General features: G+C 69.7%; 17 protein-coding genes and 1 pseudogene. 11 read left to right on the plus strand and 7 right to left on the minus strand.

Features of this window, described 5'->3' with window-relative positions; translation table 11 throughout:
- Positions 1–19: 19 nt before the first annotated feature.
- Positions 20–448: a nuclear transport factor 2 family protein gene (locus tag AB0B02_RS29060; RefSeq protein ID WP_357305627.1), complete on the minus strand. Its 429-nt coding sequence runs from the start codon at positions 446–448 to the stop codon at positions 20–22.
- A 641-nt stretch (positions 449–1,089) separates the two neighbouring features.
- Here AB0B02_RS29060 and AB0B02_RS29065 point away from each other — a divergent pair.
- From AB0B02_RS29065 to AB0B02_RS29090, 6 genes are all read left to right on the plus strand, one after another.
- Complete coding sequence (locus AB0B02_RS29065; RefSeq protein ID WP_281939962.1) at positions 1,090–3,105, plus strand: hypothetical protein; 2,016 nt, start codon at positions 1,090–1,092, stop codon at positions 3,103–3,105.
- A 288-nt stretch (positions 3,106–3,393) separates the two neighbouring features.
- Positions 3,394–3,879, plus strand: coding sequence for a hypothetical protein (locus AB0B02_RS29070; RefSeq protein WP_281939964.1), 486 nt, complete (start codon positions 3,394–3,396; stop codon positions 3,877–3,879).
- Positions 3,880–3,950: 71 nt separating this feature from the next.
- The gene (locus tag AB0B02_RS29075) at positions 3,951–5,078 is read left to right on the plus strand and encodes an FKBP-type peptidyl-prolyl cis-trans isomerase (RefSeq protein ID WP_357305632.1); all 1,128 of its coding nucleotides are present in this window, start codon (positions 3,951–3,953) and stop codon (positions 5,076–5,078) included.
- A 365-nt stretch (positions 5,079–5,443) separates the two neighbouring features.
- Positions 5,444–9,034: a BTAD domain-containing putative transcriptional regulator gene (locus AB0B02_RS29080; protein ID WP_357305635.1), complete on the plus strand. Its 3,591-nt coding sequence runs from the start codon at positions 5,444–5,446 to the stop codon at positions 9,032–9,034.
- 79 nt (positions 9,035–9,113) lie between these two features.
- The gene (locus AB0B02_RS29085) at positions 9,114–12,722 is read left to right on the plus strand and encodes a BTAD domain-containing putative transcriptional regulator (protein ID WP_357305638.1); all 3,609 of its coding nucleotides are present in this window, start codon (positions 9,114–9,116) and stop codon (positions 12,720–12,722) included.
- Between the two features lie 238 nt (positions 12,723–12,960).
- A complete protein-coding gene (locus AB0B02_RS29090; RefSeq protein ID WP_357305641.1) occupies positions 12,961–15,447 on the plus strand; it encodes a tectonin domain-containing protein in 2,487 nt (828 codons plus the stop codon).
- Positions 15,448–15,574: 127 nt separating this feature from the next.
- On the opposite strand, the pseudogene AB0B02_RS29095 reads toward AB0B02_RS29090, so the two are convergent.
- From AB0B02_RS29095 to AB0B02_RS29105, 3 genes and pseudogenes are all read right to left on the minus strand, one after another.
- Positions 15,575–16,103: pseudogene (locus AB0B02_RS29095) on the minus strand (amylo-alpha-1,6-glucosidase); the annotation flags it as partial.
- 227 nt (positions 16,104–16,330) lie between these two features.
- Positions 16,331–16,969: a response regulator transcription factor gene (locus tag AB0B02_RS29100; protein WP_308447838.1), complete on the minus strand. Its 639-nt coding sequence runs from the start codon at positions 16,967–16,969 to the stop codon at positions 16,331–16,333.
- A 5-nt stretch (positions 16,970–16,974) separates the two neighbouring features.
- The gene (locus AB0B02_RS29105; RefSeq protein WP_357305645.1) at positions 16,975–18,204 is read right to left on the minus strand and encodes a sensor histidine kinase; all 1,230 of its coding nucleotides are present in this window, start codon (positions 18,202–18,204) and stop codon (positions 16,975–16,977) included.
- Between the two features lie 17 nt (positions 18,205–18,221).
- Here AB0B02_RS29105 and AB0B02_RS29110 point away from each other — a divergent pair, with 17 nt between their 5' ends.
- On the plus strand, positions 18,222–18,815 hold the full coding sequence (locus AB0B02_RS29110) for a CDP-alcohol phosphatidyltransferase family protein (RefSeq protein ID WP_281939976.1): 594 nt from the start codon (positions 18,222–18,224) through the stop codon (positions 18,813–18,815).
- Complete coding sequence (locus tag AB0B02_RS29115; RefSeq protein WP_281939978.1) at positions 18,812–19,282, plus strand: VTT domain-containing protein; 471 nt, start codon at positions 18,812–18,814, stop codon at positions 19,280–19,282. The genes AB0B02_RS29110 and AB0B02_RS29115 overlap by 4 nt, the downstream gene beginning before the upstream one ends.
- On the opposite strand, the gene AB0B02_RS29120 is transcribed toward AB0B02_RS29115, so the two are convergent.
- On the minus strand, positions 19,279–20,778 hold the full coding sequence (locus tag AB0B02_RS29120) for an MFS transporter (RefSeq protein ID WP_281939980.1): 1,500 nt from the start codon (positions 20,776–20,778) through the stop codon (positions 19,279–19,281). The genes AB0B02_RS29115 and AB0B02_RS29120 overlap by 4 nt on opposite strands.
- A 477-nt stretch (positions 20,779–21,255) precedes the next feature.
- On the opposite strand from AB0B02_RS29120, the gene AB0B02_RS29125 reads away from it, so the two are divergent.
- Positions 21,256–22,710: a hypothetical protein gene (locus tag AB0B02_RS29125; protein WP_357305650.1), complete on the plus strand. Its 1,455-nt coding sequence runs from the start codon at positions 21,256–21,258 to the stop codon at positions 22,708–22,710.
- 553 nt (positions 22,711–23,263) lie between these two features.
- Here the strand turns inward: AB0B02_RS29125 and AB0B02_RS29130 are convergent.
- Positions 23,264–23,590 carry a rhodanese-like domain-containing protein gene (locus AB0B02_RS29130; RefSeq protein WP_357305653.1) on the minus strand — a complete coding sequence of 109 codons (327 nt, stop codon included), beginning with the start codon at positions 23,588–23,590 and terminating at the stop codon, positions 23,264–23,266.
- Positions 23,591–23,628: 38 nt separating this feature from the next.
- Between AB0B02_RS29130 and AB0B02_RS29135 the strand changes: the two genes are divergently transcribed.
- Both AB0B02_RS29135 and AB0B02_RS29140 read left to right on the plus strand, forming a co-directional pair.
- The gene (locus tag AB0B02_RS29135; RefSeq protein WP_281939986.1) at positions 23,629–24,255 is read left to right on the plus strand and encodes a TetR/AcrR family transcriptional regulator; all 627 of its coding nucleotides are present in this window, start codon (positions 23,629–23,631) and stop codon (positions 24,253–24,255) included.
- 165 nt (positions 24,256–24,420) lie between these two features.
- Positions 24,421–24,687 (plus strand): hypothetical protein, encoded by a 267-nt coding sequence (locus AB0B02_RS29140; protein ID WP_357305657.1) that lies wholly within the window; start codon positions 24,421–24,423, stop codon positions 24,685–24,687.
- Between the two features lie 191 nt (positions 24,688–24,878).
- Here the strand turns inward: AB0B02_RS29140 and AB0B02_RS29145 are convergent, their stop codons facing one another.
- Complete coding sequence (locus AB0B02_RS29145; RefSeq protein ID WP_281939990.1) at positions 24,879–25,097, minus strand: Lsr2 family protein; 219 nt, start codon at positions 25,095–25,097, stop codon at positions 24,879–24,881.
- Positions 25,098–25,618: the final 521 nt, after the last annotated feature.

The following is a 25,618-nucleotide window of genomic DNA, read 5'->3' on the forward strand; positions in this document are numbered from 1 at the left end:
TGAGCGGGGCGGTGGGTGATCAGTCGGTGCGCAGCGCTTCGAGAATCGGCTCGGTTTCGACGTACATGTCCAGGCTGATCACGAGGCCGTCGCGGATCTGCCAGACGTGCACCTCACGCGCCTCGAACGGCTTGCCGGTCGCTCGCACCACACCGCGAGCCCGACCGCTCTGCACGACGCGGTCGCCCGCCTGGTAGAGCTCCTCGATCTCCACGCGGCTGTCGAGCGCGCTGCCCAGAGCCTGCGCGAAGCGCTGGAAGCCCTCGCGGCCGGTGTAGCGGCCGCCCCACGGCAACTGCTCGGACTGGTACACGCTGATGTCCGGGTGGGCTGTCGTCGCGCCCGCGGCCGCGGCCCCCGCCGAGCCGAGCATGGCGTAGATCCGACGTACGAGGTCGAGGTCGGTCGGACCGGACGGATCGGGCTGCGGCGATACGTGGGGGGTCATGTCGATCCTCCGGTCTGACGGGCAACTGCCCGGGATTGTAGGGCGGTGGCGGATGGGGCGTCCGAGGTTGCGGCCGGAACGAGTCGGAACGCCCAGAGCTCATCGGTTCCAGGTCGCCCCCTGTCCCGGGCGGAGCGGCACGGCGCGCTGCCCCGACTTCGGGACAGCCGGACATGAAGCGCCCATCAGGGTCGAATTCCCCTCAGCGGTACGTCAGCGCGACTTCAGCGTGCTGAGCAAGGGTGCATTGAAATAATGATCGTGGGCCGGCCCGGCAAGATCCCTTCCTCTGGGATTTCGTGAGGGCGGCCGCGACTCCACCGCTGGAGAAGATCCTCATGGCACCACCGCAGACGTCCCATCACCTCGGCCTCAGCCCGGCGCGCGCACACGTCATGACTGCCAGCGGCCAACAACCGTGAGCGCAAGAGCTGTTTGACGTCGATCTGGCCGGCGCGACGGTTGCCGCGTCTCCGGCCCGGTGACCCGCGCGGGCCGGGTCCCCGCGGCTGCGCCCTGAAGCGGTTGTCCGCAGCCTCCTCATTGGCCCCCGGGTTGGGCTTTCGCTCCGCGTCTGCCGATCGCCCGCACCATCCGAACGGACTGTTGATGTATCACCCTCACTTGCAGGAGGACCTCCGGTGATCGCCCGTCTGCCGTCGTCCCAGCTGGCCGACCGCAGCCGTCTGGCCCTCGCCGCGGCGCCCGGCCATCTCCCGACACAACCCCGTCCCGTCGTTGATGAGCTGCACGCGACGCTTGTCAACGGGACTCGTGCCCTGTACCACGACGGCAACCTCCAGGCCAGCCGGGAATGGTTCGACCGGGCGTTCACCGCGGCCGAACGCGAGCAGGACGGTCCGAGTCAGGCGTTGGCCGCCGTGGGTTACGGGGGCCTCTGGGTGCACGAGCACCGCGGCGCGGCCACGGCGGCGCTGACCGAGCTGCGCCTGCGCCGCGCACTGAACCTGGTGGACGACGACTCGCCGCTCGCGGTTCGGCTGCGCGCCCGGCTGGCCGCCGAAGCCGACTACCGCGCAGGAGCGCACGAGCGGGTGTTCGCTGCGGTGGAGCATGCGAGACGGTTGCAGGATCCGGTGGCGCTGGCGGAGGCGCTGAGCCTTGCCCATCACTGTGTGATGGGTCCCCATGAGGCCCACCTGCGCATGCGGCTCGTCGAGGAACTGATCGAGACGAGCCTGCGCACCGGGCGACGCGGCGACCTGCTGATCGGCCTGCTGTGGCGTACGTCGAACCTGCTGCTCGCTGCCGACAGCCACGCCGAGCGCTCGCTGCGGGAGTTGCAGGGCATGCTGCAGGAGAGGCCACATGCGGCGGTCGGGTTCATCGTGCAGGCCATGGAGGTGATGCGAACGATTCGCTCCGGCGACCTCGCGGCCGCGGAGGAACACGCCAACGCCTGCGCGAAAGCTGGGCAGGCGGTGGGCGACATCGACTCGATCGGCTGGTTCGGAGCCCACATGATCGCGATCAACTGGTATCGGGGCAACCTGGCGGAGCTGATCCCCACTCTGCGCGAACTGGTCAACTCGCCGCTGCTGAGCACCGTCGACAATTCACACCTGGCGGCGCTCGCCGTCGCGGCTGCCAGCGCCGGCGACGAGCGGCTCGCCCGTGGCTCGCTGGCCCGGCTCGCGGGCGCCTCATGGAGCCAGCTACCGATGACCAGCAGTTGGCTCGCCACCATGTACGGCGTCATCGAGGCGGCGAATCTGCTCGGCGACACGAAGACGGCAGCCGCCGCCTACGACCAGCTACGGCCGTTCGCGCATCTGCCGATCATGGCGAGCATGGGGATCGCGTGCTTCGGATCGGCCGAACACGCGCTCGGCGTCGCGTCACTGACGATGGGGCGCGACGATCAGGCCGTCGCACACCTCGAGGCCGCCGTGCACGCCAACCACGCGCTTCAGCACTGGCCTGCAGTGCTGCTGTCGCGCGCCCGGCTGGCCGAGGTGCTATGGCGACAGAGCGAGCACACGCGGGCCCATGAGCTGCTCACCCTGGCCCGTGAGGAGGCTGAGCGGCTGGCGATGGCGCTGCCTCGATCGGTGGAGCACATAGCGCAGCGACCGGTGACAGCCGTCGGGAGAGCAGCCGGAGTGCTCAGCTGTGAGCGGCGCGGACTGCGCTGGCATCTGCGGCTCGGCGACCACCTCGCCGTGCTGGACGGCAGCAAGGGGATGATCTACCTTGCCAGTCTGATCGCCAACCCGGGGTTCGAGATCTCGGCGGTGGAGCTGGCCGCCGGCCCGGGCACCGCAGCAGAGTCGGTCAACGGCAGCCTGACGGCCGGCTCGTCGCAGCCTGTCCTGGACGAGGCCGCGAAGCGCGCCTACAAGGCCAGGTTGTCCCAACTCGACGATGCCATCGAGGAACACGAGGCGAACAACGACCTCGTCCGAGCCGAGCGGGCCAGGGCGGAGCGTAGCTGGCTCATCGACGAACTTGCGGCCGTGACCGGGTTGGGCGGGCGTACCCGTAACTTCGCCGATGCCGCCGAGCGTGCGCGCATCTCGGTCGGCAAGGCGATCAGGCGTGCGGTCGCGCAGGCGACCGCCGTGGATCCGGTGATCGGTGACCATCTTCGTTCCTATGTGCGGACCGGCATGCGCTGTTGCTACATGCCGAGGTGACAGGTCGCCAGGAGCGTGAGGGTCGAATATGCCGTCGTTCGGCGTCTCACGCTCCTGGCGGAAACGGCGAGAACACGGGGGGAGTTGCTCGCCGTTCGCCATCTCCCGGTCGAGACGCCGTCGCGCAACCGTCATCGACCGCTGCGCCGCGTTCTTGCGGGTTGCAAGAACGGTCCCAGAGCCCGCTGAAGTTCAGCTGACGGGTCGCTGAGGCCCCACACACCCCTACGACGACCCGTGCGCGCAGATGACCGTCGTCCGTCCAGGACTCTTTTGTGAGGAGCAACAATGCAGACGCACGAATCACCAACAGTTCGACTGAACTGGATCACCGAGCAGCGCTGTTCGCCCGTGGGACCGCCGCGCGAGAGCCGCATCGGGTCGTGGTATCCGCTCGCCAGCACCTCCGGCTCAATGCACGAGGGTCTGCTGGTCAGCGGGGTGCCGCCGGCCGGCCCGACCTTCGCCCTTCGCGTCCCGGGACTGGTCAAGGTTGTCGACTGCCTGTACGACGAGCAGCAGATGTGGCTGGTCACGGACACGCCACCCCACCCGACTCTCGCGCGGGTGGCGACGGCGGCCGGTGGAACCCCCGGACCGGCTGCGATCGCCGTCGCGGCTGCCTCGGGTGAGGTGATGCTGCTCGAGGTCGGTCTCGCCCGCGCTTTCGCCGGCACCGGCGTAGTCACCGCGATTCTCATCATCCTCGGGCTCCTCCACGGGATCCGAGCCGGCGGACAGCGCCCGAGATCGTGCCTCCGCGATGGAACGTGAGGGAACGCGTCCACTGAGGCGACGCGCGAACGGCACAGCGTCGACGGATCTCACGAGAGGACATGTATTCCATGAGCACCATCGAATGGCTCTCCGCGAGGGCGATCCGGGTCGTGGTGCCCTGCTCCGATCCCGAAGCGATCCGCGCTCACCTGAGCGACCTGCTCGGCACCCATCGCCTCACGTTGTGCCGTCCGCCCGACATCCACGTGCACGAGGCCGGGCAGGGCGCCGTGACGGCCGAGGTTCGGATGGCCGTCACGGTGACTGAACTGACGGGGCTCGAGGTCACCGTCGATGCGGTACCCGACGACAGGACCGTCGAGGGGTATCTGGCCCATCTTCGCGAGCACGCGGCGATCCTGACGCCGCTGGACCGAGCGGCCCGCAGTGGCGACTTCGTGACCGTCGACCTCCACGCCACCGTGGGTGGGCGCGACATCGAGCGGGGTGAGTGGCGTGGTGTGGTGCACGAGGTCGGTGCGGGGCATGCGCTCGAAGGGCTGGACGACACGCTGCTGGGCATGAGTGCCGGTGAGGCCACCACCTTCACGACGACGCTTGTCGGTGGCCGGTACCGCGGGCAGGCTGCCGAGCTGGCCGTCACGGTCACGCAGGTGTCCAGCCGGACCCTGCCGGAGCTGAACGACGCCTTCGCCGGCGTGATGGGTGACTTTCAGACCCTCGACGAGCTGCGCTCGGCGCTGGCGCGGCGGCTGGCGGCGCGGGCCGCCGCCCGGCACCGGGCGGCAACCTACGACAAGGCGGTGGCGTTGGCGGCCGCGAGGGCCGGCATCACGGCACCGGACGACCTCGTGCAGCGGCTGCTGGACGAACAGAAGCGGCACATCTCGCACTCGCTGGGTGCCCTCGGGGTGGCCCTCGAGGACTACCTGGCAGCCGAGGACATCGCGGAGGACGACGTCGATGCGGTGCTGCGGGCGGCGATCGCCAGACGAACCGAGGCCGAGATGCTGCTCGATGTCATCGCCGCAGAACAGGGCTTCGACGGACCGTTCGGCGAGTCCGCGGAGTCCGGTCCGGAGGCGCCGTCGGCGGCCTCCGCCGAGGCGGGTTCGGCGCGGCGGGGCAGGGCACTGGCCCATCTCATGAACATGGTCGTGCTGAAGGATGGCAGGGGTGACGTGCTGTCGGCCGAACAGTTGGCCGACGCCGGTAGGTATGCGGTCGCTGGCTGACGGCAGCACCTGACGGCCTTTCGTGACCGGCCGGTAGTCGACGGGCTTTTGATGTTCGTTCGACCCTTTGAATACTGTCCGAAAGGTTCTGCGTCGAATGGGCAGACGCAGATCGGGCGTAGAATTTCCATGGCGTCAACGCCGGGACGGCGGGCTAAGTGGTATTGATCTCCTCCAGACGCAAGCGGGTTCGGCGGTTTGACTGATGGATACGAGCCGGATGATGTCGCCCTCGACGGGGCCGGTCTGTCGGCGCGGCGAGGTCGCGCACCGCGGTTGTCGGCGTCAGGGCAGATGGGGCATGGAGAGGCGCGAACCGACCGCGTGGCCGTGGCCGCGGTTGGCGGCCGAAGCCGAGGACGGACATGCGCGCTGACGTCCGGGTCCGGCTGTTGGGCCCGATCGAGGTGGTTGCGGCCGGGCTGCACCGGCCTGTCGCCGGGCTACGCAAACGTGCGGTCTTGGCGGCGTTGGCGCTGCAGGTCCGGCAGGTCGTCTCCGCGGACGACCTCATCGATGTCGTCTGGAACGGCGGCGGTCCCGTCACCGCCCTGAACGCACTGCAGAGTCACGTCTCGTCGTTGCGTCGCGAGCCGGGTCTACGGGAGGCGATCCTGGCCCGTGCTCCGGGTTACCTGTTCGACCTGGGCACCGCATGTACGGACGTGGAGGTGATGGAAGAGCTGCTTCGACGCGCCGCGGAGGAGGCGGATCCGGCGCGCCGGGCCGGGTTGCTGAGGTCGGCACTGGGCTGGTGGCGTGGTCCCGCCCTGGCCGGGCTGGCGGATCTGACCTGGTTCGCGGATCAGGCGGCGCGGCTGGACGGGGTGAGGCGGGGGGCTCTGTCGTCGTTGACGGAGGCGCGTCTGGTGCTGGGCGAGCACGGCGCTCTGGTGGGAGAACTGGAGCACCTCGCGGAACGCTATCCCTTCGACGAGGAACTGCATCGACAGCTGATGGTGGCGTTGTACCGGTGCGGTCGGCCCGGTGACGCGCTCACCGTGTTCGGCAGGCTGCGACGTCGGCTGGCCGACGAGTTGGGAGTGGATCCCGGGCCGGTGCTACGTGGGCTGCAGTCGTCGATCCTTCGTCATGACGAGGCGTTGACTCTTCCGGGGACGACCGAGCCTGCCGGTGCGGGGCGCGTAGTGGCGCGACCCGCGGCGCGGGAAGGGGCGTTGGTGGAGCGCGCGGCGGAGATGAGCCTGCTGGAGCGGGCGCTCGCGGAGGCGCGCGCGGGAACCGGTTCGGTCGTGTTGTTCGAGGGTCCAGCCGGTATCGGCAAGTCGGCGCTGCTGGGACACGCGCGGGCTCGGGCCCGAGAGCTGGGGTTCAACCTCGCCGCCGCCGTCGGTCGGCAGTTGGAGACAACCTATGACTGGGGATGCGCGCGTCAACTGTTCGAAGGCCCGCTGTTCGGCCCCCTCAGCTTCTCCGCGGAAACACCTGCTTCCGATGCGCACGGCGAGCTGCCGACACCGCCGGGACGTCAGCCCGAGTCGGACCTGGAACGCTCGGAAATCCATGCGCTCTATCGGCTGATGGTCAAGTCGTGTGAGCGGGGGCCGTTGTTGGTGACCCTTGACGACCTGCAGTGGTGCGACCTTCCTTCGGTGCGGTTGATGGCCTACCTCGCCGCGCGGGCCTGCGGCCTGCCGATGGTCTTGCTGGGGACATCGCGGCCGGGCGCGGCGGAGATCGATCAGGCCCTGACTGGGCTTGCCCGGTTCACGCGGGTCTTGGCGCCCCTGTCGGTGAATGGTTGTGCTGCTGTGCTGGGCCATGGAGGTGAAGAGTTGGCGCAGCAGTGTCATGAGTTGACAGGCGGTAGCCCGCTTCTGGTCCGGGAGTTCGGCCGTCACCTCGGTGACGAACGTGGGGTGGAGCGGGGCGCAGCGAGCGTACGACGCCTGGTTCAGGCGCAGGTGCGCCAGTTGCCGCCGGGAGCAGCCGGTGTGGCGCAGGCCCTGGCGGTGTGGCGGGGCCCGGCCGGGGCCGAGGCGGTGGCGGCGACGGCTCGGATCGATGTCGCGGAGGCGATGCACCACCTGGCTGCGCTGCGAGCGAATCAGCTGGTGGCTGCCAGCGACGGTGGTCGGCGGTTCGCGCTGGCGCGTCCGTTGATTTGTGAGGCGGTGTATGAGGGGGTGGGGTCGGGGGTGCGGGCGGGGTTGCATGTGCGTGCGGCGGGGGTGGCGTTGCGGGTGGGGGATGTGGTGGGTGCGGGTTCGCAGTTGTTGCGGGTGCCGGCGGGGTGGGGGGGTGAGGTGGATGCGGTGGGGGTGTTGGGTGAGGCGGCGCGGGTGTGTCTGGTGCGGGGTGCGGTGGATTCTGCGGTGGCGTTTTTGCGGCGGTTGTTGGAGGAGGATCTGGGTGAGGGTCGGGGTGGTGTGCTGACGCGGTTGGGGATGGCGGAGTTTCTGGTGGATACGGGTGCGGCGGTGGGGCATTTGGCTGCCGGGTTGGCGTTGGAGACCGATCCCGAGACACGAGCGCGAACCGCCCTGACACTGGCTGCGGCGCTGCACGCCGACGGTCAGCCCGCCGAGGCGATGCACGTGGCACAGGACGCCCTGCCCCACAGCCCTGACCCGCTCAGCAGCACACACCGCGCACTACAGGCCATGATCGTCGACACCGCCATCGCCGCTCGTCACCTTCCGCACATCCAGCCGCTTGTGCAGGAGTGGCGGGACCGTCCGCCGGGCTCGACGGCCGGCGACCTGATGTTGCAGGCCGCGCTGGCTGTCCACGCTGCCCTTCGAAACGACCGCGTCTCGGCCCTGAGGCGGGCGAGCGCGGTGGCGACGGCAGCCGATCTGGGCCGACAGCCCTTCGCCGTGCACGCTGCCGCGCGAGCCTGGCAGGTACTCACGACGTGCGACGCCCCGGAGGCTCTACCCGCCATCGACGCGTTCCTCACCCACGTCGAGACGATCGGCTCCCGGTGGGGGCAGACGCTGGCCAGGTGCCATCGGGGCGCCGTCCTGCTGGCCCATGGCGACGTACGCGAGGCTGTCGACGACCTGCGCCTCAGTTGGGCACAGGCAGTGCGGCACGAACTGCGACTCGGCAAGATCCTCGCCGGCAGCCATCTGATGATCGCCCTCCTGCGGCGAGGTGATGTGGACGCCGCCGACACCATCCGATCCCAGCTGGAGGATGGCCCGGCGCTTGATGTCACGAACGGACTGAGGACGTACGCGGAGGCAAGCCTGCTGCTTGCGCAGGGCAGGACGACCCTCGCCCTGGCCAGGGCCATCGCCCTGCGGGACCAGTGCCGCGTCAGCGGCATCACCAACGCGGTGGATCCGGACTGGCGTACTTTGATGATCCGCTGCCTCACCGATCTCGGCCGGGGAGACGAGGCGTTGGAGACGGCCCAGGAGTTTATCGGTTCGGCTACCACCTGGGGCACCGCCCGGGCCATCGGGCGGTCCTTGGCGGCCATGGCTGACGTGGAGCACGCGCGGCGGCGTACGGAACTCCTGCACGAGGCGGCGAAGCATTTCCAGGCTGCTGAAGCCCGATGGGAACTGGCCCAGTCCCTCCACCGGCTGGGTGAGTCGATGCGCCAGACGGGGTCGCCGATGGAGGCGCGTGAGCACCTGCGCCGAGCACACGAGATCGCCGTCGCGTGCGGCGCCGAAGCGTTGGCTCGCGATGCCGCGGGCAGTCTGCGCCTGCTGGGCACCCGCGTTCGTACGGAGCAGGGAGGCCGCTCGGAGCGCCTGACGCCGGCCGAGAGGCGTGTCGTCGAACTGGCGACGGCGGGCCACCGCAACCGCGAGATCGCACACAGCCTGTTCATCAGGCTGAAGACGGTCGAGACGCACCTCACGAGTGCATACCGGAAGCTCGGCGTCTCCGGCCGTGGGCAACTGGCCCAGGTATCACGCGCGTCGGACTCGGAAACCTCGGCTCCTGCCGGAATTGACGACAGGCGATACCAGTAGGCCTGATGTGGACCCGCATATCACCGACGCCGAGGCGAGCCATCATTCCTGACGCCGCGACAGCTGTGAGGTGGTGGAGGTGCTCAAACCACCGGTAAGTCGAGTCAGACTTCTCGGCACCCTGGAGGTAGTCGTCGACGGCGCGCCTCGTCCCGTCGGTGGCCTACGGCGACGCGCCCTGCTGGCGGCGCTCGCCCTGCAACCCGGTGACGTCGTCAGCTCACGGCGGCTGTTGAAAATCGCCTGGCCGGGTCGGACCACCGCGACCAGGATGAACACGCTGCAGAGCCACCTGACGCATCTGCGCCGGGAGTACGCGCTACGCGGTCTGATCCTCGCGAGAGACTCCGGATACGTACTCCAGCTCGGCGATGAGTTCACCGACCTGCAACTCGCCGAGCGGCGGATCCACGACGCGATGCTCGCCGATGATCCCGCGAAGGTCGTCGGCGAGCTGCGGGACGCGCTCGCCGCCTGGCGCGGCCCCTCCCTCAGTGATCTGCGGGACCTCACCTGGTTCAACGACCAGGCCGTACGCCTCGACGGCATCCGCCGGGCCGCCACCAACGCTCTCGTCGAGGCCCGGCTCGCACTGGGCGAGCACCATCAACTCGTGGCCGAGCTGGCACACGCGATCGAGCAGCAGCCGCTCGACGAGGAACTGCACCGGCAGTTCATGACCGCCCTCTACCGCAGCGGACGGCAGAGCGACGCGCTGTCGGTCTACCAGCGCCTCAAACGAACTCTCGCGGCGGACCTGGATACCGGGCCGCAGGTGGCGACGAACGAGCTGTACACGGCGATACTCCGGCACGCACCCGAACTCGACCTCACCGCCGCGGGCACCACAGCCTCCCTCAGTGGGAAGCTGGCAGCCGCACCGGACGCAGGCGGGGAGGGCCGGGACGAACTCGTCGACCGTGATCATGAGACTGGTCTGATCGATGAGGCGATGCGGGCCGCGGCTGCCTCTGCCGGCACTGTTCTGCTCTTCGAGGGGCCCCCGGGAATGGGGAAGACCTCTCTGCTGGAGTACGCCGAGGGGCGGGCCCGGCAGCGCGGTTTCACCGTCATGAGTGTCGGTGGATGGCCGGGGGAGAGCGACGCCGCCTGGGCCGGGGTCCGGCACCTACTCCACGGCGAGACGCGTGCCTCTCGCGAGTCTGGCCGTTCCGCATCGGCCGGCAGCGCGCTGGCGCGCGAGGCGCTGCTGGGCTGGGACCAGGTAGGTGGAGAGCGCGCCGTCGGCGAGTACGCCCTGCTCGACTCGCTCTACTGGCTGGTCACCGACGTGGCAGAACACGCTCCGGTCGCGCTCATCGTGGATGATCTCCAATGGCTGGATGTGCCGTCGGTGCGTTTCCTGGCCTATCTGAGCGCCCGGTTGGAAGCGCTACCGATTATCTTGGTCATGGGCCTCCGCAAGGGCGACGACCATCGGGTTCAGCCTCTGCTGTCGGCTTTCGCCTCGGTCACCCACATCCTCGCGCCGCTGACCGCCCCTGGCTCGGCGCGCCTTCTGAACGCGCTGACGGGCATGCCTCCCGACGATCCCGTGACAGCCCAATGCCGTCGGCTCAGCAGCGGAAACCCGCTGTTGCTGCGGCAACTCGCCAAACGTATCAACGGCGCCGTGGCCAGCGGACAGGACCCGGCGTCGGCACTGGAGGCCGGCTTGCCGGTCATCTCGATGCTGGTCAGGACCCAGTTGGACTACTTCCCGTCCGCTGCCGCGGTAGCGGCCCAGGCCCTGTCGGTGGTGGGCGACGGCGCCTCGGTCGACGCCCTGGCCCAGGTCGCGCAGGCCCGGCCGCAGGAGGTCGTGGAAGGGCTGAGCATCCTTCGCGACAGCGCCTACGTCACTGAGACGGCAGGCGGCTTCGGGTTCGCTCACCCGTTGATTTGTGAGGCGGTGTATGAGGGGGTGGGGTCGGGGGTGCGGGCGGGGTTGCATGTGCGTGCGGCGGGGGTGGCGTTGCGGGTGGGGGATGTGGTGGGTGCGGGTTCGCAGTTGTTGCGGGTGCCGGCGGGGTGGGGGGGTGAGGTGGATGCGGTGGGGGTGTTGGGTGAGGCGGCGCGGGTGTGTCTGGTGCGGGGTGCGGTGGATTCTGCGGTGGCGTTTTTGCGGCGGTTGTTGGAGGAGGATCTGGGTGAGGGTCGGGGTGGTGTGCTGACGCGGTTGGGGATGGCGGAGTTTCTGGTGGATACGGGTGCGGCGGTGGGGCATTTGGCTGCCGGGTTGGCGTTGGAGACCGATCCCGAGACACGAGCGCGAACCGCCCTGGCATTGGCCGGAGCCCAGTTCTTCGCGGGCCACGCGGCGCAGGCGGTCACCGTCTGCCGGGAGGCGCTGGCAGACGGCAGCATCTCGACGTCCGCGCGGCAGGGGCTGGAATCCTGCATGATCGACGCCGCCTACCCGGCCCGCGATGCTCTCGGCCTGGCGCAGATGATCGAAGCGCAACGTCACCTGTCCGGTGACGACAGCGACGGCGGGCTGATGCGCGACGCCGCACTGTCGGTCTGGGATGCCTGCCGCAACGACCGTCGGTCGGCTCAGCGACGCGCCGAGCGCGCCGTTGCCGGCGATGTGCTCATCCGCCATCCGCTGGCGGAGAGCACCCTGGCCTGCGCGTGGCAGGTGCTGGACGTGTGTGACGCACCGCAGGCGCTGCCCAGCGTGGATGCCGCCATCGCGCACGCCCGGCGCTCCGGTTCACTGCGCGCCCTCGCACCGGCCATGTGCTTCCGCTCGGCCCTGATGCTCAGCCGAGGCCACCTCGCCGAGGCCGTCTCCGATGGCCGGGCCGGCTGGGAAGCCGTGACCACCTCGTCGATTCATGTCGGTCTTCCCTACATCGGGAACTATCTCGCTCTTGCCCTGCTGCACAGCGGCGACGTCACCGGCGCGCGGGTGGTCCTCGCCGAGGTCCAGGACCGCTGCCCCGCGGACATCAGCACCCGGCTGTTCGGTGAGGCACTGATCGCCCTGGCGCTGGCCGAGGACGACATCCCCGAGGCGTACCGCCTCGCCGGCGCCCTGCGGGACGAGTGTGACAACCTCGCCATCGAGAACCCGATCCTTGCCGACTGGCGCTCGCCGATGATCATCACCCTGGGTGCCCTCGGCAGGCGGCGTGCGGCGGAGGATGTCTCCGCGCAGTTCATCGACGTGGCGCGAGCGTGGGGTACGCCCCGGGCCGTCGCACGCAGCCTGCGTCTGAGCGCCACCGTGGCGCCCCTCCGGAAGCGACCAGAACTCCTGTCGGAAGCAGCGGAGCTGCTCGGCAGTACGGAAGCCCGCCTCGACCGCGCTCAGACGTTGTCCGCACTCGGCAGCGCGCTGTTGCATCTGGGGTACACGGATGACGCCCGCGAACGACTTCAGCAGGGTCACCGGCTCGCTGCCGGATGCGGGGCGATCCCACTGCGTGACGCACTCGCGGAACGGTTGCACGAGGTGGGCGTCCGCCCCCGCAAGGGCGACGTCACGGGCAGACGCGGTCTCACTCCGAGTGAGGCGAGAGTGGCCGACCTGGCGGTGCACGGTCTCACCGACAAGGAGATCGCGCAGAAGCTGTACGTGACGACCAGGACGGTCGAACTTCACCTCACTTCTGCCTTTCGCAAGCTGGGCGTCACCACGCGGACCGAGCTGGCAAGGGTGCTGACGCAAGAGCGTCCCTGAGAGCGGTTTGCGCGACGTGAAGTGGCTCCCGGGTGAGCGGTGAGAGCACGCACACTCGCCGAACCTCTGCCGCGACCCGCGCCTGCCTCGTGCTTTCCCCACCAGCCGGCCAGCGGACGGGCCCGTCTGCGGCGTCTCACCGGCGGACCGGGCAGTCCCACACCGCGTGGTAGTGGAACGTCACCGGAACCAGGCGGAACGCGAGACCGCATGACAGACCCTGAGAGATTGGGAAAGCATGAAAAGAGGAAACGTCAGCGGGGACCGCTGGCGAATGCCCAAGTGGCGCAGCGTCGTCGCCGCCGCCGTCGGCATTCTGGCGGCGGTTCCGGCACTGTCGCTGCTCCCGCCGTCGCAGGCCGGCGCGGTGAGCGGTGACCTGTCGACCAGCTTTGCGTCGAGGACACCCGCCTTGGCGGCCAACTCCGACAGCCGGATGGAGTTCTTCCTCACCGACGCCTACGACACCGCGCTGAACCGCTGGCAGTCCACCCCGGGCAGTAGCCAGTGGACCGGCTGGAACGCCTTCAACGGGCAGGTTCGATCCCTGGCGGTGGAGGCCCGTCAGGACAAGGCGCTGGAACTGTTCGGCCTGAACAAGGACGGTGACATCTGGCACCGGTGGCAGCGAGACGGCGGGTGGACCAACTGGGCCCAGTTGGATGGCAACCTGAACTCGATCGCGGTCGCGCGCGCCGGCAACGGGCTCCTCGAGGTGTTCGGCACCAACGCGTCAGGCACGGTGTTCCACCGCTCGCAGGAGAGGCTGAACGCGAACGAGTGGGCCCCGTGGGAGACGTTCGACGGCCAACTCGTCTCGGTCGCCGCCGAGACCAACGCCGACGGACGCCTCGAGGTGTTCGGCGTCAACAAGCAGGGCATGGTGTACCACCAGTGGAAGCAGACCGACGGCAGGTGGTCGGGCTGGGCGTTGTTCGACGGGAACATGAGTTCCGTCGCCGTGGCCCGCAACGGGGCGGGACGTCTGGAGCTGTTCGCGACCTCGGTGCAGGGCGACGTCTTCCACCGCTACCAGATTGACGGCGGCTGGTCACGCTGGGCCAACATCAGTCACTCCACCCGGTTGCGGTCCGTCGGCGCGGACGCCAGCATCGACGGTCGGGTGATGGTCGTCGGCGTGAGCACGAACGGCGACGCGTTCTACCGGCAGCAGTTGACCGGTGGGGGATGGTCGACGTGGACCCAGATGCCCGCAGGCGTGACCCCGCCCTTCCGCGCCGGGGGCAGCGTCCGCGCCGTCGACTCGCCGCAGACCGTGTCGAGGGTCGCCAGCACCATCGGTTTCGACGGCCTGCCACTGACCGTGCAGAATGCCAGTAGCGCCCTCCGTGCCACGCATTGCAACGATGCCGCCTGTACCACGAGCACCAGCACCGCTGTCGGGGGTGTGACCGGTCTGCGGTGGGTGGCGGTGAAGACCGGCTGGGACGGGCTGCCCGTCATCGCCTTCACGCAGTGGCTCAGCAGCACGCAGCCGGTGGTGCTCAAGGTCGCCAAGTGCCACAACGTGGCCTGCACCGCCAGCACGATCTCGGTGATCGACGACAGCGAACCGTTGGCGGAGGAGGTCGGCCTCACCATCAGCGGCGACGGCTTGCCGGTCGTGGTGTACACCAACGCCCCCGGCAGCGGTGACAAGCTTCTCAAGGTCGCGCGGTGCAACAACGCCTCCTGCACCGGCGCGACGGTCACCAACACCGGGCTTGCCAGCGGTTACATTCCGTCGCTGAAGGTCGAGAACGGTGTCGACGGGCTCCCGAACTTCTTCTACAAGGGCAAGTTCAACCTCATTCTCGCGCGATGCAAGACTGTCGCGTGCAACACCTTCGAGAACATCCAGGCGGAAGCGGGCCCGACCGGCGGTGTGGACAATGTCGCCGTCGCCCGGGACAACGCGAGTGACCTCACCTATGTCGCGTGGACGCAGCGCGGCGCCGGTGGCTTGTCGGAACTCGTCATCCGCCGCTGCAACTTCCGATTCTGCGTCAGCGGTGACCGCAAGGTGCTCGTGCCCAGCGGCGAGGTCACCGGGGAGATCGGCCTTGCGTTCGGCGACGACCGGACGGTCATCGCCTCGTTCAAGGCTCCCGGGAACGACCTGAAGGTCGTCAAGTGCGCCGACCAGGGATGCACCTCGGCCAACACCTACACGGTGGAGAACGGCGGAGACCAGGGCAGTCTCAACTCGATCCTCATCGGGGCGGACGGACTGCCGATCATCAGTTACCAGGACGGCGACACCGATCGCCCGAAGCTCGCCCACTGCGACAACCTGAGCTGCTCCGGCTTCCCGAGCACCGGTGAGCCCACGCCGACGCCGAACCCGACGCCGACGCCGACGCCGACCCCGACCCCGACACCCGGCGCCGGCTACAAGTCGGTGGTGCTCTACAACTGCACGCCGTCGGAGTGGACCGTCAGCATCTGGACCCGCGACCTCACCACGGGTGGCGCGTGGCAGAGAAAGACGAGCCTCGACCCGCAATGGACCTCCGGCGGGACGTGCGGACCCAACGGCTACACGGGCACGCCCTACACGTTCACCATGGAGACCAACCACTACTACGACATCAAGGCGGTGACGATCGAGGCCGCCGGCTGCCCGGACATCCCCGACGGCAACTCCTCGTGCTCGGCACTGGACAAGAGGTACGTGCTCGGCAACGTCAGCGGCCCCGTAGGCCACCAGATCATCGGAGGCTGAGGCTCACCTCTGCCGGGCGACGCGGTACCTGACGACGTGTCGGGTGCCGCGGCGCCTGTCGCCCGCACTGAGACGACCACGTGTCGCGGGAGGAAGCTACGCCAACGCCAATACGGCGCGGACTGCATCACGCCCGGACATCAACTCGGCCCCATCTGCCCGGGGCTCCACCGAGTTCCAGGCTGCCGAAGCCCGGTGGCAGCACGGGATCAACCGTCAGGACCTCACCATCCGGTTCCATGCCGAGAATCGCGCGGATCAGGAGCAGTGGGGCTCCTGCTGACCATGCCTGAGGGCTGCATGCCGTCGGGTATTCAACGGGATAGGTGGTGAGGCTACGTTCGTAACCGGCGAACGCTTCAGGAAGCCGACCTTTGAAGAAGGGGTGCCGCATCAATTATTGCCTTCGCGATCTCCGCCGCCTCATGCTTGAACCCATATCGTCTGAGCCCCCACGCGATGATGGAGTTGTCGAACGGCCAGACCGTGCCGACGTGGTACCCGATCGGGTTGTAGGACTGATGCCCGGTCGCGGGTGTACGAACACCCCATCCAGAGAAGAGTCGAGTACCCATGAGGTGTCGTGCGACAGAAGGGGCGCGGTCTTCGTCTACGATTCCGCTCCAGAGGAGGTGCCCGATGTTGGACGAAAGCAGCCGCGCCCACCTCGAGTCCTGAGTCTCGGTGACTCGGCTTGAGACTCGTCAGTCCGCGGTGGCCGGATCGGCGGCGTTTGCAGTTGCCAGTTCGGCGAACCGGTGCGCTCCGAGGTCGAGCCACGATGCCGATAGCGGGGTGAGAAGGCGGTAGAAGCGGAGCGGCGTGGCCAGCCAGCGACGAACGGCCGGGGCGTTGTGGCGCCGAGCGGGGCCGCTGCTGGTTCTCAGGGCAAGAGGCCGGCCTGGATCGCCAGGATGGCGGCTCGTACGCGATCGCGGCTGCCGGTTTTGGCCAGCACGTTGGTGACGTGGGTCTTGACGGTGCTCATGGAGAGGTGTAGGCGTTCGGCGATCTCGGTGTTGTTGAGTCCGGCACCGATCAGGGCGAGCACGTCGGTCTCCCGGGCGGTCAGGTGGTAGGCCGCCAGTTCCACTCGGGTGGCCGGCCCGGTCGTGCGTACCCGGTCGAGGACCGCGCCGGTGACCTCGGCGGAGAGGATCGCCTCCCCGGCCGCGACGGTGCGCACCGCGGCGATGAGGTCGCGGGCGCTGCCCCGCTTGAGCAGGAAGCCCCGCGCGCCGGCGGCGATGGCGTCCAGGACATAGGCGTCGTCGTCGAAGGTGGTGACGACGATCACGGCCGGGGCGTGCGGGATCGTGGCCAGCTCGCGGGTGGCTTGCAGACCGTCGAGCACGGGCATGCGGATGTCGACCAGGGCGACGTCGATGCGGGAGTCGCGGCGTACGGCGTCGAGGAACTGCCGGCCGTCGGCGGCCTCGGCGGCCACCTGGATGTCGGGTTGGGAACGCAGGATAAGGCTGAAGCCGTCCCGGATCAGCTGCTGGTCGTCGGCGATCGCCACCCGGATCACGGTTTCGCCACCGGCAGGGTGGCCTCAACGATGGTGCCGCCGCCCGGTCGTCGGCCCAGCTCCCAGCTCCCACCGCGGGCTCGCACGCGCTCCTCGATGCCGAGTAGGCCCGAGCCGCGCGTGGGCGCAGGGGGCGGCCCGATGCCGTCGTCGCTGACCCGCAGGCGGGCGCGGTCGCCGATGCGGACCAACTCGACGCAGGCGGTCGTGGCCTTCGCGTGGCGGACGATATTGGTGAGGGCCTCCTGGGCGATGCGGTAGATGGTCAGCACGCCGAGCTCGTCCAGTCCTGGCTCGGGATCCAGACGTACCCGCACCGTCACGCCCTGCTGACGCAGCGGCTGCGCGAGCAGCTCGTCGATGTCGGACAGGCGTGGCGGCGCGCTCACCGCGATCGCCGCGTCCGGATCGCGCAGGTGCACGACGAGCGTGTCGAGCTCGCTCAGTGCGGTACGGCCACTGTCCGCGATCGCCCGCAGCGCCGCCCCCGGGTCGGCACCGAACTGGCCCGCCTCGGCTTGCACCACCATCGCGGTGACGTGATGGCCGACCACGTCGTGCAACTCGCGGGCCAGGTTCGTCCGCTGCTCGAGCCAGGCTGCCTGGCCGCGTAGCTCGCCCGCCTCCCGGGTCAGGGTATAGCCGCGTGACCACGACCGGAACAGAATCGCCAGGAGGTATCCGGCCGTCACGAAGCCGATCGGTTGCTCGTACAGCCCACGCTGGTCAAGCAGCGCGACAGCCAGGGCGCCGAAGGCGCCGGCCAGGCCCCCCGCCCACCCCAGCCACGGACGCCGGGCCGGGTCCTCACAGGTCGAGACGAACACGAGGCCGGCGGCCGCGAGGCCCAACTGCACCGACTCCCCGGTGCTCACCACCACCACGAACGCGGCGCAGACCGCGAACACCAGGGCCCGGTACCGGGGCCGCAGCGCCATGGCCACAAGGCCGATGGGCAGCACCAGCCGCGCCCAACCCGCCGGCACGGCCAAGCCCCCCTCGACGGTGGTGACCACGACGGCGATGATCGAGCCCGCCGCGCCGTACGCGAGCCAGCGTACTCGTCCAGGGTCGCGCAAGCCTTCCCGATTCCTGGTCCTCACCTGCATAGTTTCGACGATCCGGCCCGAATCCGACCAGGTACCCCGGTACCAGACCGGCCGGTACCCCGGTGCCGCTCCCGCGGCCGGATCGGCACCGCGGCACGTTCCGTCCGGAACGCTCACCGTACGACGCTGCGGAGGTGACGCTTGTCGAGCCCCGCACCGCTGTCACCGTCGGCCCGCTCCGTACGGTTCCCAACTACATCACGGCCATCCGCACGGTCGTCTCTGTCGCCGTCGGTGTCGCCGCCGTCGTCGCCGGCTCCGCCGTCCTGCTGTCGGTGGCGTACGGCATCTACTGGTTCGGCGACGTGCTCGACGGTTGGGCCGCACGCAGGCTCGGGCAGGAGACCCGGGCGGGGGCGGTCCTGGACATCGTGAGCGACCGCGCCTGCGCCGCCGTGCTCGGCGCGGGCCTGGTCTCACTCGTGCCCGATGTCGCGGTCGTGGCCGTGGTGTTTCTGCTCTCGTTCCTGGTGCTGGACACCATGCTGTCGCTGGCGTTTCTGTGCTGGCCCGTGCTCAGCCCCAACTACTTCCACCTGATCGACCGGCGGGTGTGGGCGGTGAACTGGTCGCCCGTGGCGAAGGCCGCCAACACCGCCGGGGTCATCGGCGCCGTCGCGTTCGGGCAGTACCGGCTCGCGCTGGCGGTCGCCGTCGCCGTCGTCGCGGTCAAGCTGTGGTCGGCCGCGGCGATGGTCCGGCTGCTCGACCGGGACGGCCGGTCATGAGCGTCCTCGTCGAGGCGGTGCTGGCGCTCGGGTACGGTCTCGCCTCGGCCCTCGTCCCGGTCGTCAACGCCGAGGCCTACGCCGTCGTCGCCGGACACCGTGGCAGCCACGCCCTGGTCGCCGTTCTCGCCCTGGCGCTCGGGCAGACCGCCGGCAAGCTACTCCTGTTCGAAGCCGTGCGTCGCGGAACAGGACGGCTCGCCCAGAAACTCGCACATCGGAGCCGATCAGGTCGCGCGGCGGCCGGGAGCGCCCGTTGGGCCGGGCGGATCCAGCGCTGGCTCTCCCGCCGACGCACCGCCCTACCGACGGTGCTCGCCTCCGCCACGGTCGGCGTCCCACCGCTGGCCGTCGTCAGCCTCGCTGCCGGCACCGCGGGCCTCCGGCGCCGCGAGTTCGCCGCCGCATGCCTGGCCGGGCGAGTGATCCGGTTCGCCCTCCTCGTCCTACCGGCGGCGTTGACCTAACCTCGGTCGTCGTCGAGCACCGCGACGGGCTGTCGCCGAGGTGCCGGACCGCGGAGACCTGTCGAGCGTCCGGGAGAGGTATAGATCGCGACGGCGCAGGCGAGCCCGGCGAGCACGGCGGCCAGTACGAACCCACGGGCGAAGCCCGACATCACCGCATCCTGGATCACTGCCGTAGAGGGAAGGCCCAGGGCGGTGGCATCAGCGACCTGGTCCTCGGTGACCCTGGCCGCCACGGACGCCAGCACCGCGACTCCGACCGTGCCGCCGACCGCCTGGAACGTGCTCAGCAGCCCTGACGCGATGCCCGTCTCGTGTTCGGGCACGTCGGTCATCGCGGCAGCGGCGTTGGCCACGAAGGTCGTGCCCACCCCGGCGCCCAGCCCGACGAGACAGGGCAGCAGCATGGTCACGTAGGCGTCGCCCGCATCCAGCTGGGCGAGCCACAGCGCGGCGAGCATGGCGGCTGCCGTACCGCCGACGACCATCCGGCGCGCGCCGTAGACCGGCACGAAACGGCGAGTGGCCACGGCGAAGATGAGCACGCCCACCCCAATGGGGAGGAATTGGAGTCCGGTTTCCATGGGCCGTCGCGCGAAGACGTCCTGCAGCGCGCGGGTGAGGAAGAAGAAGGAAGGGTAGAGGCAGGCGAAGAGCAGCATGGCGATCAGGTAGGCGCCGAGGCGTGTGCGGTGTCGTAGCAGGCTCAGCGGGAGCATCGGCTCTGCGACTGCTCGCTCGACCTTCACGAACACGCCGACCAGCAGGACCGACAGCACGAGCGCGGCGTGCGCGGCGCGGTCGTCCCAGCCTTCGCCACCGGCCCGGATCACTCCGTACACCAGCGAGGTCAAGGCGGCGGTGCCCGACAGAGCGCCGAGGAGGTCGAGTCGCCGCCGGCGTCCCGCGGTGTCGGGCAGCACCTTCGGTGCGGCGACGGCGAGAAGCAGGCCGATCGGCACGTTGACCAGGAAGACCCAACGCCACGACGCCGCCTCCGTGAGGATGCCGCCAAGGACGAGCCCGAGCGTGATGCCGAGTCCCGCCATCGCACCGTACGCGATCATCGCCTTGTTCCGACGCGGCCCGGGCGGATGGAGCGTGGTTATCAACGACAGCGTCGTCGGCGTCGCGAGGGCGGCGCCGAGGCCCTGAATCGCGCGCGCCGCCAGCAGCACCGACTCGTCCCGCGCCAGGCCGCCGAGCAGAGACGACGCGGTGAACAGCAGCACCCCGACGACCAGAGTCCGCCGGTGCCCGAAGAGGTCACCGGCGCGGCCACCGAGCAGCAGCAGCCCGCCGTAGGTGAGCGTGTAGGCGTCGATGACCCAGGCGAGCGACGCGTTGGACAAGGCGAATTCGGTCTGCACGGCCGGCAGGGCCAGGTTGACGATCGTGACGTCCAGCGTCGCCATGAGCTGCGCCAGGCAGATCAACGGCAGCGCGAGGGCGCTCAAACGCGAGGTCGTCACTGAATGGTGGGTGGGCACGGTCACTCCCGAGTCTGATAGCGGGCGGCTGAACTGCCGGTATGGCGTTCCGTGATGTTCCGGTCGGCCGTCTCGTCCAACCGGCAGCACCGGGAGGACGCCTGACCAGGCCGCACGCTGCCGCTTCGTGAGGGAGGCAAGCCGGCGTGGCGTTTCGGTTTCCAGGTCTCGCCGACCTGTGCTGCTCACGCACGCAGGGCAGTTGCCCTACGGAAACGCGCTTGGCTCGACTGCCCGGACCCATAACGGGCCGGTACGTCCGTCACGCCGCGCCGGGCCCCGCAGCCTCCTCACGATCCCGTTGGCACCCGTCGGTCATCGGCCCGAGGCTTGCCCAGTGAGACAGCCCTCGGGGCCCAGCCGAGCCGGGCTCAGGTGTGACCTCTGAACGACGGTCCCCGGTCGGGGTGCGACCTGAGTCGTACGCGGACCGGGGACCTGAGACGGATGTGGCCGCCGGGCCGTTGGGCCGAAGGTTGCGGGGTGACCGAATCGATCCAGGGCCCCGGAATGTCGCTGCCGGAAATCATCGCGGTGCTCGGTGCTGTCGGGCTGGTGCTTGCCCGCTGGCTGCCGCCCGCTTGCCGCCGCCCGACCACGATCGGTGCCGCGGCGGTGGTGGCGGCGTCCACCGTGGTGCTCGCCGTCGTCGGGGTGCGGTGGCAACTGGTGCCGGTTCTTGTTTGTGCGGCCGTGATGCTGTCGCTCGCCGTGCCCGCGCTGGTGCGAGGGCGTGACGGACGGCCGGCGTGGCGGGCTCGCTGGTGGCTGGCGCTACCGGGAACGGTGGTGTGTCTGGGGCTCATCGCCACGGGGCCAGCTGCGGTGTGGGCGCTGCCCGTGCCGGTTTTCCCGCGACCGTCGGGGCAGCTCGCGGTCGGCACCACGGTGCTGCAGTGGACCGACCCGGACCGCCCGGAGACCGCCACACCCGCGCCAGACGACCGCCGCGCTGTCGTGGTGCAGCTGTGGTATCCGGCGCGCCCGAGCGCCGTGGGCGCTGAGCGGGCCCGGTACGGCGGTCGCACCGCGCACGAGGCGCACGTCGTGTTCGGTGCCCTGGCGGACTATCTCGGCGCGCCCGGCTTCCTGCTCGATGGTGCCGCGGACGCCCGGACCTGGTCGGTGCCCGAAGCGGCCGTGGCCGACACCGGCGGGCGGTTCCCCGTCGTGCTGTTCTCGCCAGGGCTCGGCGGTGTGCGCACCCAGAACACCGCGTGGGCCGAGGAACTGGCCAGCCGGGGCTATGTCGTCGTGGGCGTCGACCATCCGTACGACTCCGCCGCTGTCGTCCTCGCCGACGGCACGACCGTCCGTACCCGGGTCGGTGCCACCGGTGACGATGCCGTGGACCGACGGAGCGTGGACGATTGGACGGCAATCCGCGCCGCCGACCTGCGCTTCGTGCTGACCCAACTGGGCCGCCTCGACCGCGGCGAGATCCGGGGGCCGTTCACCGACCGCCTCGACACCGACCGGGCCGCGGTGACCGGCCACTCCGTCGGCGGAGCCGCCGCCCTGCTGGCCGCCCGGCACGATGCCCGGTTCGCAGCCGTCATCGACATCGACGGCGCCCCCCACGATCCCCACCCGCAGCCGTTCCACCAGCCCGTACTGGCGCTTGCCCACCCGGTCGACCCGGCGGTGAACCCCACCTACCTTCCCCAATTGACACACGTGCTGAACCTCGGCACCTCGACTGGCTACCTGCTCGTCGTTCCCGGATCGGCGCACTTGACGTTCACCGACGCGCCACTCTTCCTGCCGCCGGTCCCCTCGCTCGTGGGCACCCAGAGTCGCACCGGCGCGCTGCGCATGACCCTCGCCACCACGGTCGCCTTCCTGGACGCCACGCTGCGCAACGCGCCGGGCGACCTCGCCGCGCGACTCAAGGCGTACGGCGAACTCACCGTGCACCGACCCGACGGCCGACGTTGAGCCCTGCCCAGCCGATCTGGCCCGTCCGTAGTTCCAGACCACGAGCAGCACCAGGGAGTTGATCTAGGACCGTACCTGGGCGGCTGCCGCACGGGAGCGGGTTACAGGGGCGCCACTTCGTCGTTTCTCGTGGTCTCCCGGTAGGTGGGAGGCGAGGTCAACGGCGGTGCCGCCGGTGGCGGGATCTGGCTTGTCGTTCGGCGGCGCTGCGGCCCTTGGCCCCGTGCCGGTGTGCGCCCGGCGGCGGGTGCGCGCCTGTCGGCGAGGACACCGGCCCGGTGGTGCGCCCGGCCGGCAGTCGGGCGGTCGAGGTCTCCCAATGGACGTAGGGCGCGGTCGCCGACTTTCTCGATGACGAGGCCGCCGCGGAACTCCATGTCGAGGTCGGGAACGTCGAGGCCGCGGATCCGTGGCCTGCCGCGGCGGGGCGGGCTCGCCATCCGTGCGGTTCGTGCCCCTGAGTGCCTGACGGGCTTCGTGCGACCGACGATGCGCGTGTGCGTGACTGCCGAGGGAGGGCAGGCGCTCGACCTTGCTCCTCCCTCGGCAGAGCTCAGGCGGACTCGGTGGGGAGCCCGGCCTCCACCCAATCCTGGATGCCCTCGCGGTACTTCCGCACGTTGGTGTAACCGAAAGCGGTGAGGCGGTCGGCGACCTGTCCGCTATTGGGGCAGGCCGGGTTGGAGCAGTAGGTGACGACCGCGGCGCCGCGGTCGGGAAGCAGGGTGGCCACCTCGGCTTCCACGTCGGCCAGGACCAGCTCGATGGCGCCGGGCAGGTGCTGCTTGGCGTAGTACTCGCCGCCCAACGTGTCCAGCACAGTCACGGAGCCGGCGTCGATCGCCGCCTTCAGTTCGTCGCGGGTGATGAGTGCGGTCATGTCGCTACCTTCCGAGAGATATGGACTATAGTCCGGTTGTGCCTCACCACGATAGCGGACCGCAGTCCGTTTCCGCAACGCCCCTGGAGCTCCTGCGCACCCCACCAGCCAAGGAGCGCGCGGACGCGGCACGTAACCGCGCCGCCGTGCTGAAGGCCGCGGGCAGGTTGTTCGCCCAACACGGCGTCGAAGCGGTGTCCATGGACCAGGTGGCGGCAGCCGCCGGTGTCGGCAAGGGCACCTTGTTCCGCCGCTTCGGCGACAAGTCAGGGCTGGCCGCGGCGCTGCTGGACTCCCGGGAGTCCGTGCTGCAGGAGACGATCCTGCACGGGCCGCCACCCCTCGGCCCCGGCGCGCCGGCCGAGGAACGCCTGACCGCCTTCATCGAGGCCTACCTCGATTACCTGCTGGAACACCTGGCCCTGGTCCGAATGTCAGAGACCTCGACACCCGGTGCGCGGTACCGGATTGGCGCCTACCGGTTCTGGCACCGCCACATGTCAATCTTGCTCGGCCACACACCCGACCCCGAACACACCGCCCACGCCCTGCTCGCCGCCATGGCCGCCGAACACGTAGGCACACTCCTGCCGGAACTCGGCGAACAACGGATACGAGCTGGCCTCACCCGCGTCGCCCACGCGGCGATGCGATCCAGCCCGTAAGAATCCGGCCGTGCCCCTGGGTGCCCGCTTCGCCGTACGCGTCAGCGTGCAGGATCGCCGCTGTCTCTTGCCTGGTCGGAGTCACCTGTGGCGGCGACCACCTGAGCCAAGCAAGCCCAACTTCACCTGCCTCGGGGAACTTCGACCGACGAGCCCGCTGTGGCGGTGCTCTGGAGGACCCATTCGCTGGCCCAGCGGAAGCAGGTCAGCCTCTGCGAGCTCTGCGCGCACCCGTGGATCTCCCGTCCGCCAGGCATCAGCGCCCGCCGACACCCGGAGCTGATCTGCGGGCAGGCCGCGGGTCACCCGCTGATCCACTACGTCGGACTCAGCCGGGAGGCGTACGACGTCTGCCTGCGCGAGTTCCACGCAGTCACCCTTGGCGCTCCTGCCGGACTGGCCAACCAGGACCTCCTGACGATCCCCTGGTGAACCCGATCAGCCAGCCGGTGCTGGTGGCGTGGCACCCGCATCGGGTACCCGTCGATGTCGGACGCCGCTTCGCCTGGCTGGTCGCGGAGGGACCCGGACCAACCTCGCCCGGATCTCCGCACTGCCGCCGGCGCCCTGACGCGCCCACGCCGTCGCACATGATCGCTTCGCACCGGCGTCCGGGCGCAGGCTCATCGACGACCTCCGCCGGCGCGCCGGGCCGTGCGGCTGTTCCGGCCGGTCCTCCTGCCGCACGCGACGTACGGTGCCAGGGTTTCGCGGAACCTCCGGGCGTTGTCCGCGGAGAGGTCGATCTCGTACCTGGCGTTGTCCAAGGCGAAACGCACGGTCTCGTCAGCGTCGTCACCGGTCAGGTCGTCGATGAGTTTGTGCAGTATCCGCTTCGCCATTCGGTCGTCCTCTGGTCGGATCCTCTCGGGGAGGGTCTGCGGATGGTTGAGGTCGTTGATCTTCTTTGGCCTGTGCCGTGGGGATGACGACGGGATGACCCGCAGGTTCGGCGGTACCAGGTGGAAGGGAGAAGATTTACGATAACGTATACGCGAAACAAAAAGCAAGTAATCTGCTTCGTATATGGCAGCGGTTGAGTCCAAGGGTGCCCAGGACGACGCCGTCGATGATTCGGGGGAGCGCGGCGCCGCTGGCGCCGGCGAACCCGGTTGACGTCCGCCACCGCGGGAAGCGCCTCGATGCCGTCGACGAGGACGACGTCGCCGGTGGTGTAGGCGCGCAACGCGGTGTCGTAGACATGCTGAGCCAGCGATGGGATTTTCCCGGCCCGCCCGCCGCATGCTCAGTTCGGCTGCGGCCGGGAGGTCACGGGGCCATGAGCCAGCCCTCGGTGGGGTGGCCCGCGCGGCGGGGCACCTGATCCGCCCACCAGCGAGTGGACGCGCGTACGACCTGGGCC

Origin of the sequence: Micromonospora sp. NPDC049240, from assembly GCF_040647835.1 — a bacterium.
GTDB lineage: Bacteria > Actinomycetota > Actinomycetes > Mycobacteriales > Micromonosporaceae > Micromonospora.